Source organism: Agrobacterium sp. LY4 (genome assembly GCF_001526585.1).
In the GTDB taxonomy this organism is placed as follows: Bacteria; Pseudomonadota; Alphaproteobacteria; order Rhizobiales; family Rhizobiaceae; genus Agrobacterium; species Agrobacterium leguminum.
In genome coordinates, this window is record NZ_ASYA01000010.1 from 106,668 (window position 1) to 122,564 (window position 15,897).

Genomic DNA, 15,897 nt, shown 5'->3' on the forward strand with positions numbered 1-15,897 from the left:
CTGCGGGGTGGTGGCAGAGTGCCTGTTGGGCGGCTAATTTTCTCGCCGTCATGCCGGACTTGATCCGGCATCCAGCCGACGCGCGTCTGCGCGGCGGAGAGACCCTTTCAGCCCAAGGACTTGGGCTGGCTGGATACCGGCTCAAGGCCGGTATGACGGGGTGGAGAGGTCTCGGTACCACATCATCCAACAGTCGATGCGGCTATGCTTCAAAGCGAGCATCCTCAAACCCCACGTCACTTCATCCCCGTGCCGGCAATCCCTGTCGTGATATAGCGCTGCAGGAACAGGAACACGACGGTAACAGGTGCGAGGCTGAGGAAGGTCATGGCGAGGATATAGTGCCATTGCACCGAGAACTCGCCCTGGAAGGCGTTCAGCCCCACCTGCAGCGTGAAGTTTTCGCGGCTGCTGAGAACGATCAGCGGCCAGAGGAAGTCGTTCCAGCGCCAAAGCACCGAAAAGATGGCGAGAACCGCAAGCGCCGGCGCCGTCAGCGGCAGGATGATGCGCCAGAAGATACGGAATTCGCTTGCCGCATCGACGCGGGCCGCCTCGATCAGCTCGTCGGGTATGGTCAGCATATATTGCCGCAGCAGGAACACGCCGGTCGGCGTCGCAACTGTTGGGATGATGACGCCCCAGAGATTGTCGACGAGGCCGACCCCGACGATGACCAGATAGGCCGGCACCATCACGACGGTGAGCGGGATCATCAGGGTGGAGATGATCAGCACGAAGATCGCCTTCTCGCCGCGGAAGCGGTACTTCGACAGCGCAAAGGCGGCCATGGCATTGACGATCAGCGTCAGGACGGTTGCGACGAAGGTGACGAAGACCGAGTTCTTGAGGAAGGTCAGGAAGCTGAAGCGGGTGAGCGGATCGGTGAAGTTCTCCGTCGCGATAGTCAGTTTCTGGACGGGTGTTATTTCCCGCGTATCGACGCTGACCGGTGGGCCGGGATTGGCGGGATCGACCATCTGGGCTTTCAGCCCGATGCGGCGGACCATGGCCATTTCCCGCTCCATGCCGTCGATGGGGGCTTTCCAGAGGCTGAGAGGTTTGTCGTAACCCTGCACGTCCACCTGCACGGCGGCGCGGGGCAGAAGGCTGGGCGGAAACCGGGTGATTTCGGCCTCCGGTTTCAGCGATGACATGGCGGCCCAGACGACCGGGATGAGGACGGCGAGCGTGCCGCCGATGAGCCAGACCCATGACAGGATATCGGTGAGGCCGATCCGGCCGGGGCGGCGGGTGCGCGTGAGGAACGAGACGGCGTTGGACATGGTCAGGACTCCATCTTTTTGCCGAGGCGCAGTTGCACGAGCGTCAGCGCGAGAAGCACAAGGCCCATCAGAACCGATGCGGCGGACGCAAGGCCGAACAGCCTCAGATCGCTGCCGAAGGCCATCTGGTAGATATATTGCACCACGAATGTATTGGCCGTGCCCGGCCCGCCGCCATTGGTCAGAACCCATGCCTCGTCAAAGATTTGCACCGAGCGGATCATCAGGAGGATGAGCACGACGAGCAGGTTGGGCCCGAGCAGCGGCAGGGTGATGCGGAAAAGCGTGCGCCGGGGCGAGGCGGCGTCGATGGCGGCGGCTTCATAAAGGTCCTTCGGGATGGCCTGAAGGCCGGCCAGCAGGATCAGCGTATAAAAGCCCATGTGGAACCAGACCGAGACCACCACGACGAAGAAACGCGACCAGCCGACATCCAGCAGGAAGATTTCCGGCGGCACGCCGAGCATCTGGAAAAAGGCGTTGAGCAGGCCGTTGCGGTCGAGGAACCATTTCCAGATGAGGCCGATGACGACGGGCGACAGCAGCACCGGATAAAAGAACATGGCGCGGAAGAAACCGCGCGCGGCAATCGCCCGGTTGAGGATGAGGGCGGTGATGAGCGCGACCAGCAGCGTGGCGACGACGTTGAAGCCGACAAACCACAGCGTGTTCCAGATCGCGGTCCAGAACAGCGATTCCCGGCAGCTTCCGGGGTCCATGTAGCTCTGGCAATCCAGCAGCTTCCCGAAATTTTCCAGCCCGACGAAGGGGCGGTCGGTAATGAGAAGTTCGGTGCCGCCGGTGAAGGCGTAACCGACGGCAATGGCAATCGGCAGGAAGGTGAAAATGCCGAAGAGAACGAGGTTCGGCATCAGGAAAATGTAGGGCATGCGCCTTTTGCCGATCAGCCGCTCGATGAAGTTGAGCGGCACTTCGGCAATCGCCATCACGGCATCGAGCGCACGGTCGGACAGTCTCGCAAGCGTCGGATTGGCCATGCTAACTTCTCCCTTCGCTGTTCAGGCGCGGCAACGCCAGTTCGGTGGCGGGATCGAAGACATGCACCTTTTCCCGCGCCGGCATGATCTTCAGCACCGAGCCGGAAGCGGGGGCGAAATGGCCCGCCTGATGCACGATGATCTGCTCTTTCTCGCCCTGGAGATTGCCGTAGAGATAGGTCTCGGTGCCGAGACTTTCGTGATACTGCACCTCGAATGGCAAGCCGGCATTGTCGGAGATGGTGAAATGCGAGGGGCGGATGCCCGCGAGAACCGCCTGGCCGGGGCTGACGGCTGCCGGATCGACAAGGCAGGGCAGGGACACACCGTAGCCGGCGTCGATGGCGATGCTGCCGTCGCTGCCTTTGGTGATGGTACCCTTGAGGATGTTCATGCGCGGCGAGCCGAGGAAACCGGCGACGAAGAGATTGCGCGGATTGTCAAAAAGCTCGAGTGGGCTGCCCACCTGCTCGATACGCCCGGCGCGCAGCACCACGATCTTGTCGGCCATGGTCATGGCTTCCACCTGATCGTGGGTGACATAGATCATCGTCGTCTTGATATCGCGATGCAGGCGGGTGATTTCGGCACGCGTCTGCACGCGCAGCGCCGCATCGAGGTTGGAAAGGGGCTCATCGAACAGGAAGATATCCGGTTCGCGCACGATGGCGCGGCCGATGGCGACGCGCTGGCGCTGGCCGCCGGAAAGCTGTTTCGGCTTGCGGTCGAGATAGGGCTCGATGGCGAGCATCCGCGCCGCCTCATTGATGCGGCTTTCGATTTCCGCCCGCTTGAAACGCAGGTTTTCCAGGCCGAAGGCAAGGTTCTTGCGCACGCTCATATGCGGATAAAGCGCGTAGGACTGGAAGACCATGGCAATCTTGCGCTCGGCCGGGGACAGCGCGCTGACATCGCGGTTTCCGATGGCTATGCTGCCCGAGGTGACGTCCTCGAGACCGGCGATGATGCGCAGCAGCGTCGATTTTCCGCAGCCCGAAGGGCCGACGAAAACGACGAATTCGCCGTTCTCGATCTGAAGATCGATGTCATGCAGCACATGAACGGCGCCGAACGCCTTGTTGAGGTTTTCGAGTTTCAGACTTCCCATCACCTGCTCCCTTCGGGCAAGTTCGTCATCGCGACGATCTCTTGGCTGTTCCAGCCCTCGGGCAAGGGCGTCGTTCTTTTGATGGCGACATCGCGGGCCGCAAATCCTTCCACGCCGGCAAGATAGACCGCCGGCATTCCGCCGGGATAATCCTCCATTCCGACGATCCTGCCCTCAGCATCCTGCGTCCAGGCATTGGCGCGGCCGGCGGCATGGGGGCTTGGCGCAATATCCGCATTGGTTGGGCGCAGATCGTATTGCAGGCCGGTGCCGAGCTTGCCGGTTTGCTGCGACAGCGTGATGCGCTCCAGCCGGACATTGTGAATGCCGGCCTTCGATATGGCGACGAGGTTGATCGCCCCTTCCATGGAGCCGCTCAAGTCTTCCACGACCAGATTGTCGACGCTGCCGGCCTGACGCTCGGGGCGGCGGTCGACGACGGTCACGGTGACAGCCTCACCCGAACCCCAGAAGCCGCCCGGCGTTTCGTGGCATTCGGTCTCGATCCTTGAAAAGCGGATGTTGCGCATCGCGCCGCCATCGCGGGAAAACAGGCCGACGCCGCGATTGGACTCAACGATTTTGCAATCCTCGAACACGACATTGGTGAAATCGCCGAAGGATTCCGTGCCGAGCTTCAGCGCGCAGCTCATGCTGGAAACGGTGCAGCGGCGAACGGTGATATCGGCGCAGGCTCCAACGGCCTTGCCGTCCGGCCCGGCGCTGGTTTTCAGGCAGATGCCGTCATCGGCGGTCGAGATGAAGCAATCCTCGATCAGGGCGCGCCGGCAGGCATCGAGCACAATGCCATCGGTATTGGGCAGGCGGCGGTCGTTTTCGATGCGCAGATTGCGGAAATGAAGGTCTTCGCAATCGACCATGTGCAGCGTCCACATCGGCGAACCACTGACGGAGAGGTTTTCAAGGCGCACGTTGCGGCAGCTTTCCAGCACCATCACGCGTGGGCGTTTTTTCGCCGGGACATAGGTGCCCATGGCCTTGTCGTCGCCGACGATGAAGTTTTCACCGCCGGCCTCGATGCGGCCGGGGCCGGTGACGGCGATGTCATGCGCGCCGCTGGCGATGATCATGCCGCGATCGGAGTCTTCGGCAATCACCGAAACCCGGGTGAGGGCATAGGCGTCGTAATCGGAAACGGGGGCAAGCACCGCATCTTCGGCAAGGTGCAGTTCCACGCCGCTTTTGAGATGGAGGCCGGCGCTGACGTGACGCCCGGCCGAGAGAGACACGCGCCCGCCGCCTGCGGCTGACACGCTGTCGATAGCCTGCTGGATGGCCGCCGTGGCATCAAGGCCACCGGCCGCGACTGTGATGTCCTGACTGATGTTCATGATGCTCACGATGCCTTTGGCCTTTTCAGAAAAACGTCGATCAGAAGCAGCATGGTCAGCGCCTGCCCGTAGGGCGTGGGCAGATTGGGAATGCGGCGGTAGAAGTCGAGATCGTGGCCCATCGGCGTGCCGTCGGAGACGCCGTGGACGACGCCTTCATCGTCGATATTGCCAAGCACAGCCTTCAGCGCCCGTTCCGCATGCGGGCGATTTTCTTCGCCGAGAATGCCGGCCTCGATGCCGCGCAGGATGCCATAGGCGATGCCGGCCGTCGCCGATGTTTCCACCGGCGAGGTCGGGTCATCGAGCAGCGTGTGGAACATGCCGTCCTCGCGCTGATATTGCCTGAGCGACCGCACCTGGCTTGCCAGCACATTGGCGAGGAAACGCCTGTCCTTTTCGCCAAGCGTCGGCACCAGTTCGAAAAGTTCGGGAATGGCAACCGTGATCCAGGAATTGCCGCGTGCCCAGAAGGCGTCCGCGAAATTATGGCGTCCGTTGAAGGTCCAGCCGTGATACCAGAGCCCTGTGACGGGGTCCGACAGATAACGCGTATGGATCATGAACTGATAGACCGCCTCGTCGATCCAGTCCTGACGTTTGCAGACGACGCCGGCGCGGGCGAGGAACAGACATGCCATGAACAGCGTGTCGTCCCAGAGTTCGCCCTCATTCAGCCGCTCCTTGACGACATGCTGGAAGCCGCCATCTTCGGTTTTCGGCAATTGATGCACCAGCCAGTCGGCCCAATCTTCCACCAACGCCCGGAAATCCGGCCGGTCGACATGTTCGGTGAGGATGACAAGCGGCAGCATCGGAGCGGAACTGTTGATCTGGCGCGGCGGCAGGCCACGTTCGATCTGCCAGCCATACCATGTCACGAGGTCGTCAAGAGCCTTCCGGTCGTTGGCGGCGAGCGCCCGGCGCAGGAAGCCGTAAAGGCCCACACCCACTTCCCAGTCCCACTCATCGAACTGGATCTTGCCATCGGAACTGCCGCTGACCAGACCTTCCTGAATGCCCTTGAGGCGGCTGAAGGCGGCGGCGACATTGTCGATCGTCGTCCTGAGAGTGTCTTTTTCCATGCTTGGCTGGTTCATCTGTCAATCCCGCTTAGGAGTAGAATGGTTGTGCCGCGCCGCCCGATGCGGGGTCGGCACTGTCGAAGGTGATTTCCGGCTGGGGCTGGTCGTGGTCGAAGGCCATAGCCTGCCCGCCAATGGTGAATGCGCCGTCCCAGGTCAGGGTAAGCTCAGCTCCGCCCGGCGGCGTGACCGAGAGCAGCCGGCTTTCGGCATCGAAGGTGATCTGCGTCGCGAGGATTTTTTCCCGAAAACGGGCAAACTCCGCGACATCCCCGCAGCCGATGATGCCGACCCAGCCGGCACGGCGGCCGGGCGATCTGATCTCGCGATTGGCGGTGGCGCCGGCGGTAATGGGCTGAAGCCCGTTCGTCGCATAAAGCGCGGCAAAGCCACGGCCCGAGCGGGTGATGAGCCAGTTGCCCTCCACCAGCACCTCGTCCAGCCCGTCGCGGCCGAGATAGGCATGGGTCCAGTCGTTGCGGTGATCTTGCGTATCGAAGATCAGCATCGCCAGATCGCGATGCTGCGCCACACGCGGCAGGATGCCGCTTCCCGCCCAATAGGAGGGGCGCTGGGTGCCCCACGGATCGTCTTCGCCCGGATGGTTGACCCAAAGCCGCGCCATCGGGTGGCCGGCAAGCTTGATGTCCATGACGTGCTGCTGATGGCCCTTGCGACCGGTCTTGTGATCGACAACGGTGGAAAGCTGGGCGGCCTCGTTCTTGAACAGCACGAGCTTGCCGGGCTCCAGCCCCTGCGCATACCGCGCCTCGACCATACGGCCGCTTGTCAGCTGGGAAAGGGCGGTTAGATGCGCCGGCGGCAGGTAATCGCCGCAGCAGAACATCGGCAGCGAGGCAACGCCATTGTTCAGCCAGCCCTGACCGAAGGCGACCTGCGCAAAGGGCGCCAGTTCCGTCAGCGGCCCGGCGCGCAGCTCCTTGTCATAAGCCCGCCCTTGCGAACCGGAGGGAACGCCGCCGAGCGTGTGCAATGCGATCATTTCGAAGATGAGATCGATCTGATAGCGCGCGCGTGCTGCAAGCTCCGGTCCCGCCCAATGTTCGATGGCGAGAAGGCCGATGAAATCCACCGGATAATAGGCAGCGGAGTTCCACTCGGCCAGCCCATGCGCCTCGACGCTGTCGAACCATCGCTCCAGCCGGTCGGCGGCCAGCGCCGCCTGTTCTCTGCCGGTGCGGCAGGAGGCGGTGAAGACGGCATCCGGCAGATACTCGCCGGCCAGAAGTTGGCTTGTGTGGAAGCAGAGAACATGGTTCTCGCTCCAGAACCACATGACGTCATTGCCCGGTTCGTCCACCCAGTAACGATAGCCGAGGATCGAGGCATCGATCCGCGCCCGCATCTCGGCCGGCAGGCGGTCACCATAGGCGCGCACCAGCCACAGAAGCGGGATCATGACGAAATCGGAGCAGTCTTCCCGCCGATCGATGGAATGCAGCGTCGCATCGACGATACCGCCGATCGTCTCGATGTCATCGCTGCCGGTGGCGACCATCGCCAGCGCGCGGCCGATGCGCCAGGCGCCGAAGCGGGCGCTGAAGGAGAGGGCGGCCTTTTTTCGCTCGTTGATATCGCCGCTGGATGCTTCCGGCGCGATGTCATGCATGAAAGCGGCGTCGATGACGCGGGTTACCGTTCCTGCTCCCGAACCCATGGTGATTTTGACACCGTGATATCCGTCCGAAATGCCTGTCGTTCCAGGGATCGTCAGTGAGGATTGCCCGGCCTTCAGCACGGTATCCACTTCCGCAAGCGAAGCGCGCTCATGCCCGTGGCTTTTGAGGGCAATGTGCACGGGCAGGTCGCTCGCAGGCGCCGCCCCGAAGACCAGTTCGAGGGCTGTGCCGGAAAACACGTCCCGCGCCGGGCGAACATCGCGCACCAGCGCGGCGAGACGCTTCGTCTCCTCCCGGTCGAGCGGCACGGGCAGCACGACGGTCAGCGGTGTGGCGTCGACGACCTCAAGCTCGAAGAACCAGATGATGTCGCGTTCCGCCAGATCCTCGCAGAGCAGCAGCACCTCGTTATCGCCGGCTCCGAGATCGAGCGTGATGTCACGGCTGCTTTCGACATTGCGGATGAAAGGTTCGAAACGGACCTGTTCGACGCCGCCTACCCAGATGCGGACGCCGCCGCAGGTGCGCAGCCGAAAATGCGCCTGTCTTGCCGCATCGCTACGGAAGGTGCCCTTCAGCCAGCGCTGCACATGTGTGGGAACGTGCCAGAAACCCGTGAATTCGACGCGGCGATTGGAGCCCGGCAGATTGAGGTGCGATACCGGCCAGCTGGTATCGGGTGCGATATCGCGGCCGATCATGGTCTGCTGGAAAGCCTTGCGGCAGGGCAGGTCGCCCACATCCACGAAACCGTTGATGAAGCGATAGTTCACGCGGTCTTCGGCGGGGGCTGCGGTGCCGGGAAACGACGTCTCCACCAGATCGGAGACGATCCAGGCGGTCACCGTTTCGCCGTTTGCGACGGTATATGTCGGCTGCGACGCGTTGGCCGCAAATGGTCCATCCGTCATAATGGATCGCCTCCCGTCGATCTTTATGAAATTATTTTCACAAACCGATTTTCGCTTTTCTGCGTCGATTTGTGCGATTTATGCAAAACAAACAGCTTGACGTTTATTCTGTCAAGCCGCAAAACATTATAAATCGAATTAAGCAGAGGAGCTTCCGTTCGATTTATGAAAATATTTTCATTGGGAGGATGAGCATGATGAAATTGTTTTCGGGCGTCAGCGCCCTTGTGGTGGCCTCTGTCGCCGGTCTTGCGACGGCCCAGGCCGAGACCCGCACGATTACTTTCCTTTTTACGGATGACGACCAGGGTTATGTGCAGCGCATGTCGGAACTCAGCAAGGAGTTCGAGACGGCCAATCCGGGTGTGAAGATCAATTTCGTGTCTTCGGGTTATGACGCGGTTTCCAAGCAACTGCCGGTGCAGCTGGCGGTGGGCGAAGGTCCTGATATAGCCAAGATCACCGACTGGCAGCTTGCGCCCTATTATCTCGACATGCGCCCTTATATGAAGGATGCGGAAGCCTTCGCGAAGCTGCACGGTTCCAGCCTCAACCAGCTTCGCCTGCCGAATGTCAACGATCCGCAGTCGATCAACGGTTACATGGCGTCGCAGACGCTGAACCTGCCCTTCGTCAACAAGACGCTGTTCGAGCAGGCGGGCGAACCCTTGCCCGGCCCGACTGCGAAATTCAGCGAGATCGTCGAGGCTTCCGCCCGTGTCGCCAAGGCGACGGGCGTGCAGATTCCCTTCACCATGGACCGTTCCGGCCACCGCTTCTCCGGCGGCGCCTTTGCTTATGGCGCGACCTATGTGAAGGACGGCAAGTTCAGCTTCCCGGACGATGCGGCGAAAAAATACATCGCCGATATCTATTCATGGACGCAGAATGGCAGCTTCCCCAAAGAGATGTGGGGTGCGGCCGGCGGTTCGCAGTACAAGAACATGGGTGACGAATTCGTCAACGGCAATGTCGTGACCTATCTGGCCGGCAACTGGATGGTGAATCCGTTCCAGAACAAGATCGGCGACAGTTTCGAATGGACGGCGATCAATGCGCCCTGCGGTGAGGCCGGATGCTACGCCATGCCCGGCGGCACCGCCATTGTCGGCTTCAAGCGCACCAAATATCCGGAAGATGTTGCGCACTTCATCGAATTCCTCGGCTCCGAAAAGGTGCAGCGGGAAATTGCCGAGAACTACGTCATCCTGACCGGCGCGGAGATCGTCGATCCGCAATACAAGCTGAAGAGCGAAGACGCCAAGGCGGCGATGAAGGTGTTCCTCGACAACAAGAAGAACGTGCCGCAGGCCGCCCGTGAGTTCGAACGCGCCAAGGGCGGCAGCGCCATGTATCAGCAGATCGTGCAGCGCATGAGCCAGCTCATCGTCGGTGAGTTGACGCTCGACCAGACCTACAAGGTTCTGGAAGATGACGTCGCCAAGATCAACGAGGCTGTCGCGGTCAAGAAATAACGGCCCGACCGTCCGCCTCCGGCGGAACGATGAAGTTCTCGAAGGATATGCCCGGAGTGGCGCTCCGGGCATATCGCGCCGTTTCTTTCCGAAGACGGCGCATTTTCGCTGAAGGAATTGCCGCAGGCAGCCGTTCCCGGCAACCCATCGAAAAACTGAAATACGCTCCGTTTAAACCTGACGATGAGGCGCGCGGAACGCCGCGCCGCCTGTTTTCGTCACGCGTCACTCGCTGAAAATCATAGGATTCGTCATGGCCAGACTGAAGATGTCGTCTTTTGTTTCCGCACGCTCGAGCCTGCTCGCCTCCGTCGCATTGTTGGTTCTGGTTCCGGGCGCGCAGGCGTTCGATCGCGCCGGCCCGGCAGGTGAGGGTTATGCGATTACGGTGCCGGAACCGGCGGCAACATATCCGCTGCCGCTTGCCGACAATTATCGCAACCAGACCGGCAAGAATGAGAAGGGCGAGGCGGTTCGCGCCTATGATGACCGGGACAACCCGATCATCGAAATCCTCTCCGGTTTCAACCGCATCTGGACGCTTGGCGATGAAAAATGGGCGGATGGCGGCGCCAATGGCGATGGTCCGGCGGATTTCAGCCATGTGAAGATCGTCGATCCCGCCGTCTGGCAGGAAAACATGCGTTACGTGCTGTCCGTCACCGGTGAAAACCGCACCCGCGCTGCCGCTTTCGAAGCCTATATGAATGATCGCCGTTCGCAGGGTTACAGCGTCATCGACGGCATGGGGCCGCTTGCCGACTGGTATCGCGAAGGGGCGGGCGCAACGACGACGATCAATCATACGCTCGCTGATTTCGACCCGAACGAGGTCATCACCCGCAAGGAAGACGACAAGGGCACCGAGGCAGGTACCGCCGATAGCGAACTGAAGGATTTCGTCGCCTTCATGAAGGTGATCCGCGGCCCGGAGGGCACGACGTCGCCGGCGAAGTATTTCTATTCCTCACCGCGGCCCTGGCGCATGAACGACAAAGGCGAAGTGATCGAGACCGGCAAGGAGACGATTGGCGACCGCAGCTTCGAAAGCCATGACAGCGATCCGGGCGTCATCGTGCCGGCGCTGAAATATGCGCGGGAAAATCGCGGGCGCGGCAAGGATGGCGGTTTTCCGAGCGGGCACACTAATGCCGCCTATCTGGCCGCCATTGCCTATGCCTATGCGGTGCCGGAGCGCTTTTCCGAATTGCTGACGGCGGCTTCCGAACTCGGCGAGAGCCGCATCGTCGCCGGCATGCATTCGCCGCTCGACGTGATCGGCGGCCGCATCACCGCAACCGCCATGGCCGCCGCCATGTTGCAGGACCCGAAAAATGCCGAGGTGAAGAAGGCCGCGCATGCGGCCTTGCAGGCCTATTTCGCCAAACGTCTGCCGCAGGGCCAGTCGCTCATCGATTTCGCCCATGGCGCAAAGCCGGATGTCGACCAATTTGCCGACACGGCGAAGAACGGGGCGGATTATCGCAGGCGCATGACCTATTCCTTCAGCCGCGACAGGGCCGCAGGCGATGCGCCGATGGCGGTGCCGAAGGGGGCGGAGGTCCTGCTGGAGACACGTTTGCCCTATCTCGATGCCGCCCAGCGCCGCGCCGTGCTGTTTTCCACCGGCATCGAGGCCGGTTATCCGCTGCTGGATGACAGCAATGGCTGGGGCCGCATCAATCTGGTCGCCGCCGCCAGCGGTTACGGCGCGTTTGACGGCGATGTCGAGGTGACGATGGACGCTGCCGCCGGCGGGTTCAATGCGGCGGACAGATGGACGAACGATATTGCCGGGGCAGGGCGTCTCGTCAAATCCGGCAGCGGAGCGCTGACGCTTGGCGGCCATAACAGCTATGGCGGCGGCACCATTCTCAGGGAGGGAACGCTGGTGGCATCGTCCGCCGATGCGCTTGGAACCGGCGGCGTGCTGGTCAGCGGCGGCACGCTTTCGCTCGGCGGAGAGACGGATCTTGTCATCGGCGGCGATTATACGCAGTCGGGCGGCACGCTGGCGGTCGATCCGCAGAAGGCTGCGCTTCGGATCAAGGGCAATGCGGTGCTGGACGGCGCGACGCTGAAGCTCGCTTTCGATGGCGACGCGCCAGCCACCGGCACGCGGTTCGACGTGATTTCCGCCAACGGTCTGACCGGGACATTCGCCACGATAGATGCGGGCAATGTGAAGCTGCGGCCGGTCTATACCGGTTCGGCACTGTCGGTGGTGGTCGAATAGGCCGATGCAAGAGGCCTGCCGGGCGCGGTTTAAGCCGCCGCGCCCGGAGGTTCGGTTCAAGAGTCCTGCCGCCGCATCAGCAGGAAGATGACCGGTGCGGCGAGCACCGAAACGATGGCGGCAATGATGAAGGACGCCTGATAGCCGAATTTTTCGGCAATCGCGCCTGCGCCCAACCCGCCGACCATGCCGACAACGCCATCCATGCACTGGAACAGGGTGAAATCGACCCCGGCCTGCCGGGGGTCGGACCAACCCATGAAGCAGGCGTAAAGCGCGACGAAGCCGATGGACATGATGCCCGACGAGCTTGCCACCGCAACCGCCATGACGACCCATTGCGAAATATCGCGATGAACGCTGAAATAGGCGAAAAGGCACAACAGCGCCGTCTGCACGAAGATAGCGATGAGCAGGATTCGTGACGCCCCGTAGAGGCGTACCAGCGTTCCGCCGAGCAGCGCGCCGGCGAAACCGACGATCATGCTGCCCACGCCATTCAGCGCGCCGATGGTGGCGAGATCGAAACCGTAATCGACCAGAAACGGGCCGAGCATTGCCAGACCCCATTTCTGCGCGGCGACATAAACGGCCGCGACCAGAAGGCCGGTGCGGACTTCCCGTCGCCTGAGCGCGTTTTTGATCGATGGCAGGTGGTCCCGTGTTTGCGTGACCGTTCTTGCCGCCGGGCCGAACAGGAAGGGGAGCGCGAGCAGGATGACGAGCGCGGCCATGACCAGCGTGGCGCTCGTCCAGCCGGCGCGCTCCACCAGCACCAGAAACAGGCCGGCGCCGATGGCGGAGCCGAGATAGGAGCCGCCCACCTGTGCGGCATTGCCCCATCCATGATGCTCTTCCGCCAGCGTTTCGACCGCGTAGCCGTCGCAGGCGATGTCGACGGTCGCCGTCACTAGCGCTATTACCGACAGGATGGCGATTGCGACGGAAACCGGCGACGGGCCGGTGAAAGCAAGAACAGCGAGGCCGCAGGCGCAGGCGGCGATGCCCGTGCCGACGATCACCCGCGACCGGTTCCTGCCGACGGGCGGCAGCCGGTAACGCTCCACATGCGGCGACCAGAGGAATTTCAGCGCCCAGGGCAGAACGACGAGATAAAGCAGGCCGATCTGGTCCAGCGGCAGCCCGGCGGTTCTGAGCACCGCCGGCAGGCCGAGAAAGGTCAGCCCGCCAATCACGCTCTGGCCGACATAAAGCCCGCCGACCGCCACGAAGACGGCGGCCGGCGACGGCTTGGTTGTGGCAGGGTTCTGCTGCAGCATCAGAAGCGATACCGGATGCTGCCGACGACCTTGCGGCCTTCGTCATAATAGCAGAAGCCCGTGGTGCAGACCTGTTTCACCTCGTCGAGAAGGTTGGTGGCGTTGATCTGCAGTTTCACGCCTTCCAGCGAGGGCAGGGCCTTTCCGAGATCGTAGCGCAGCGAGGCATCGACGAAGGTGCGGGCCTCATTGTCGAGAATGGGCGTGTGCTGGTTGTCGCCGAAGCTCGATCCGACATAACGAACGCCCGCGCCGATGCCGAGGCCTTCAAGCGCACCGCTCTGAAACTCGTAATCGGCCCACAGCGAGAAGGTGTGATAGGGCGAGGAATTGAGCTGCTTGCCCACCGTTTCCGACGTCAGTTTGGTGATTTCAACGTCATTATAGGAATAGGAGCCGATGAGGCTCCAGCCATTGTCGAGCGAGGCCGTGGCTTCGAGTTCCACGCCGCGCGAGCGCAGGTCGAGCTGGCGCAGCAGGTTGATGCCGGACGAGGTCTCATAGACCGTCGCATTGTCCTGATCGAGATTGAAGAAGGCGGCGCTCAGCAGGGCGTTATATTGCGGCAGGGCATATTTCACGCCGAGTTCATATTGCTTGCCGACCGTCGGCTGCGCCTGGCCCGTAACCGTTCCCGTAGTGATGATGACGCCCGGATTGGCGACGAAGGAGGTGCCGTAGCTGACATAGGGCATCACGCCGCTGTCAAAGACATAACCGAGGCTGGCGCGGCCGGTCGTCTTGGTTTCATCGCCGTCATAGGTGGGAGCCGTTGCGTCTCCGACGGTCTGGGCCTGATATTCGGTATCCAGCCAGTCGTGACGAATGCCGGCCGTCAGGCGCCAGCGGTCGATTTCGACCTGATCCTGCGCATAGATGCCGAGCGTGTTCATCCGCTGGGTCAATATCAGCGATACATCCGGCGTATAGGTATAGGTGTCGGTGAACAGGCCCGGCCCGCTGCCCTGTTTCGAGGTGTAGGACATGTGGCTGAAGTCGATACCGGTCAGCAGCGTATGTTTCGCCGGGCCGGTGTCGAATTCTGTCTTCAGGTAATTGTCGGCGGAGACGCCTTCATTGTCCTCGATGGTGATGCCGGGATAATTGGCGAAGACCCATTGCTGGTCGGCCGAAAGGGCCGAATAACGCGCCTTGCTGTAAAAGGTGACGTTGTCGTTGATTTCATGCTCGAACTCATAGCCGATACGCCATTGTTTCTGCTCGAAATCATTAAAACGGGAATCGCCGCCATAAACCGGCGTCGCGCCGATCGACTTGCCGTCGCTGCCGTAATTGTTGATGTATCCCCAGGTGCCGCCGGTGGTGCTGTCCATATATTCGCCGAGCAGCGTCAACTTGGTGCCGGCATCCGGCTGGAAGGTGAAGGCCGGCGCGATGAACAGCCGGTCGTCCTTGATGGCGCTGATTTCGTTGCGGCCGTCGCGGGCCACCCCGGTCAGGCGGTAAAGCATGGTCTTCTCGTCATCGACGGCGCCGGAAAGATCGAAAGCGCCCTGCACGCGTCCGAAGGAGCCATATTGCAGCTCCACCTCGCGCAGCGTCTCTTCGGTGGGGCGTTTCGAGATGATATCGACGATGCCGCCGGAGCTGCTGGCGCCATAGATGGAGGCGGCCGGGCCGCGCAGGATGGAAACCGCTTCCACGCCATAGGGCTCAAGCCGGGCGCTGCCGTTCTGGCTGCTGACCTGCCGCAGGCCGTCGCGGAAAATGCCGGTGGTGCTGAGATCGGTGCCGCGCACCTTGAAGGCGTCGAAACGCGGCTCCGCGCCATATTGGCCGATGCGCGCGCCGGGCGTGTAGTTCAGCGCTTCCGAGAGGTTCTGCGGTTTCAGGTCATCGAGCTGCTTGCGGCTGACGGTGGTGATCGACTGGGCGGTTTCGGCAACCGGCGTATCGGTCTTGGTGGCGGTGCGGCCGGATTTGCCGACATAGCCATTGCTCTCGATGATGCCCCTTGCGCCTTCAAGGCCGGTGCCCTGCACGGTGATCGGCGCAAGCAGGGTGCTGCCAGCGGCAGCCGAACCGCCGCTTTCGCCGGTCTGGCTGGCGGGATCGAAAATGCGGACGGTATTGCCGCCGGCCAATGCATAGTTCAGTCCCGATCCGGCCAGAAGCCCGCTGACGGCCGCCGATACGCTGAGTGTGCCCTTGACGCCGGCCGTGCTGCGGCCCCTGGTGATCGCGGAGGGGTAGACCATGCGCAGATTGGCCTGACGGCCGAAGCTGAGAATGGCGTTTTCCAGCGGCCCTGCGGGAATGGAGACGGTGACGGTGGCGGGTGCGCCGCTTGCGGCGGGCGGTGTCTGCGCGCTGGCGGTCGTGGCGCCCGGACCTGCCGAGACGATGCCCCCGATGATCGCCGTCGTCGTCAGCCAGAACCAGCCGCGTGCCTGCTTGCCCAAATTCATGTCATTCCCTCTCACTCGTGATCTCATGCCCCCGCTTAAACGGGTCCTGTTTGCCTAGAGTGAAAAGGCGGGCCGACTCCTGACGTCGGATCTGCGA

At 62.1% G+C, this 15,897-nt stretch carries 10 protein-coding genes; 2 read left to right on the top strand and 8 right to left on the bottom strand.

Annotation, left to right across the window (positions count from 1 at the left end):
* Window positions 1-236: 236 nt before the first annotated feature.
* The 6 genes from L904_RS10125 to L904_RS10150 are packed head-to-tail and all read right to left on the bottom strand — an operon-like array spanning window position 237 to window position 8,380.
* Window positions 237-1,286: a carbohydrate ABC transporter permease gene (locus L904_RS10125; protein ID WP_020808844.1), complete on the bottom strand. Its 1,050-nt coding sequence runs from the start codon at window positions 1,284-1,286 to the stop codon at window positions 237-239.
* A 2-nt stretch (window positions 1,287-1,288) separates the two neighbouring features.
* A complete protein-coding gene (locus tag L904_RS10130) occupies window positions 1,289-2,284 on the bottom strand; it encodes a carbohydrate ABC transporter permease (RefSeq protein ID WP_020808843.1) in 996 nt (331 codons plus the stop codon).
* A gap of 1 nt (window position 2,285) precedes the next feature.
* Window positions 2,286-3,392 (bottom strand): ABC transporter ATP-binding protein, encoded by a 1,107-nt coding sequence (locus L904_RS10135; protein ID WP_020808842.1) that lies wholly within the window; start codon window positions 3,390-3,392, stop codon window positions 2,286-2,288.
* Window positions 3,392-4,744 (bottom strand): glycoside hydrolase family 28 protein, encoded by a 1,353-nt coding sequence (locus tag L904_RS10140; RefSeq protein WP_031233413.1) that lies wholly within the window; start codon window positions 4,742-4,744, stop codon window positions 3,392-3,394. Before L904_RS10140 ends, L904_RS10135 begins: the two co-directional genes overlap by 1 nt.
* Window positions 4,745-4,749: 5 nt before the next feature.
* The gene (locus L904_RS10145) at window positions 4,750-5,844 is read right to left on the bottom strand and encodes a glycoside hydrolase family 88 protein (protein ID WP_004433483.1); all 1,095 of its coding nucleotides are present in this window, start codon (window positions 5,842-5,844) and stop codon (window positions 4,750-4,752) included.
* Between the two features lie 13 nt (window positions 5,845-5,857).
* Window positions 5,858-8,380, bottom strand: a complete 2,523-nt coding sequence (locus L904_RS10150; protein WP_020808840.1) for a hypothetical protein — start codon at window positions 8,378-8,380, stop codon at window positions 5,858-5,860.
* Window positions 8,381-8,574: 194 nt separating this feature from the next.
* Here L904_RS10150 and L904_RS10155 point away from each other — a divergent pair, with 194 nt between their 5' ends.
* Entirely contained in the window at window positions 8,575-9,855 is a 1,281-nt protein-coding gene (locus L904_RS10155) for an ABC transporter substrate-binding protein (RefSeq protein WP_031233411.1), read from the top strand.
* 253 nt (window positions 9,856-10,108) lie between these two features.
* Entirely contained in the window at window positions 10,109-12,091 is a 1,983-nt protein-coding gene (locus L904_RS10160) for a phosphatase PAP2 family protein (protein WP_020808838.1), read from the top strand.
* Between the two features lie 56 nt (window positions 12,092-12,147).
* On the opposite strand, the gene L904_RS10165 is transcribed toward L904_RS10160, so the two are convergent.
* Window positions 12,148-13,371 carry an MFS transporter gene (locus L904_RS10165; protein WP_020808837.1) on the bottom strand — a complete coding sequence of 408 codons (1,224 nt, stop codon included), beginning with the start codon at window positions 13,369-13,371 and terminating at the stop codon, window positions 12,148-12,150.
* Window positions 13,371-15,800 carry a TonB-dependent siderophore receptor gene (locus L904_RS10170; RefSeq protein ID WP_059762513.1) on the bottom strand — a complete coding sequence of 810 codons (2,430 nt, stop codon included), beginning with the start codon at window positions 15,798-15,800 and terminating at the stop codon, window positions 13,371-13,373. The genes L904_RS10165 and L904_RS10170 overlap by 1 nt, the downstream gene beginning before the upstream one ends.
* Window positions 15,801-15,897: the final 97 nt, after the last annotated feature.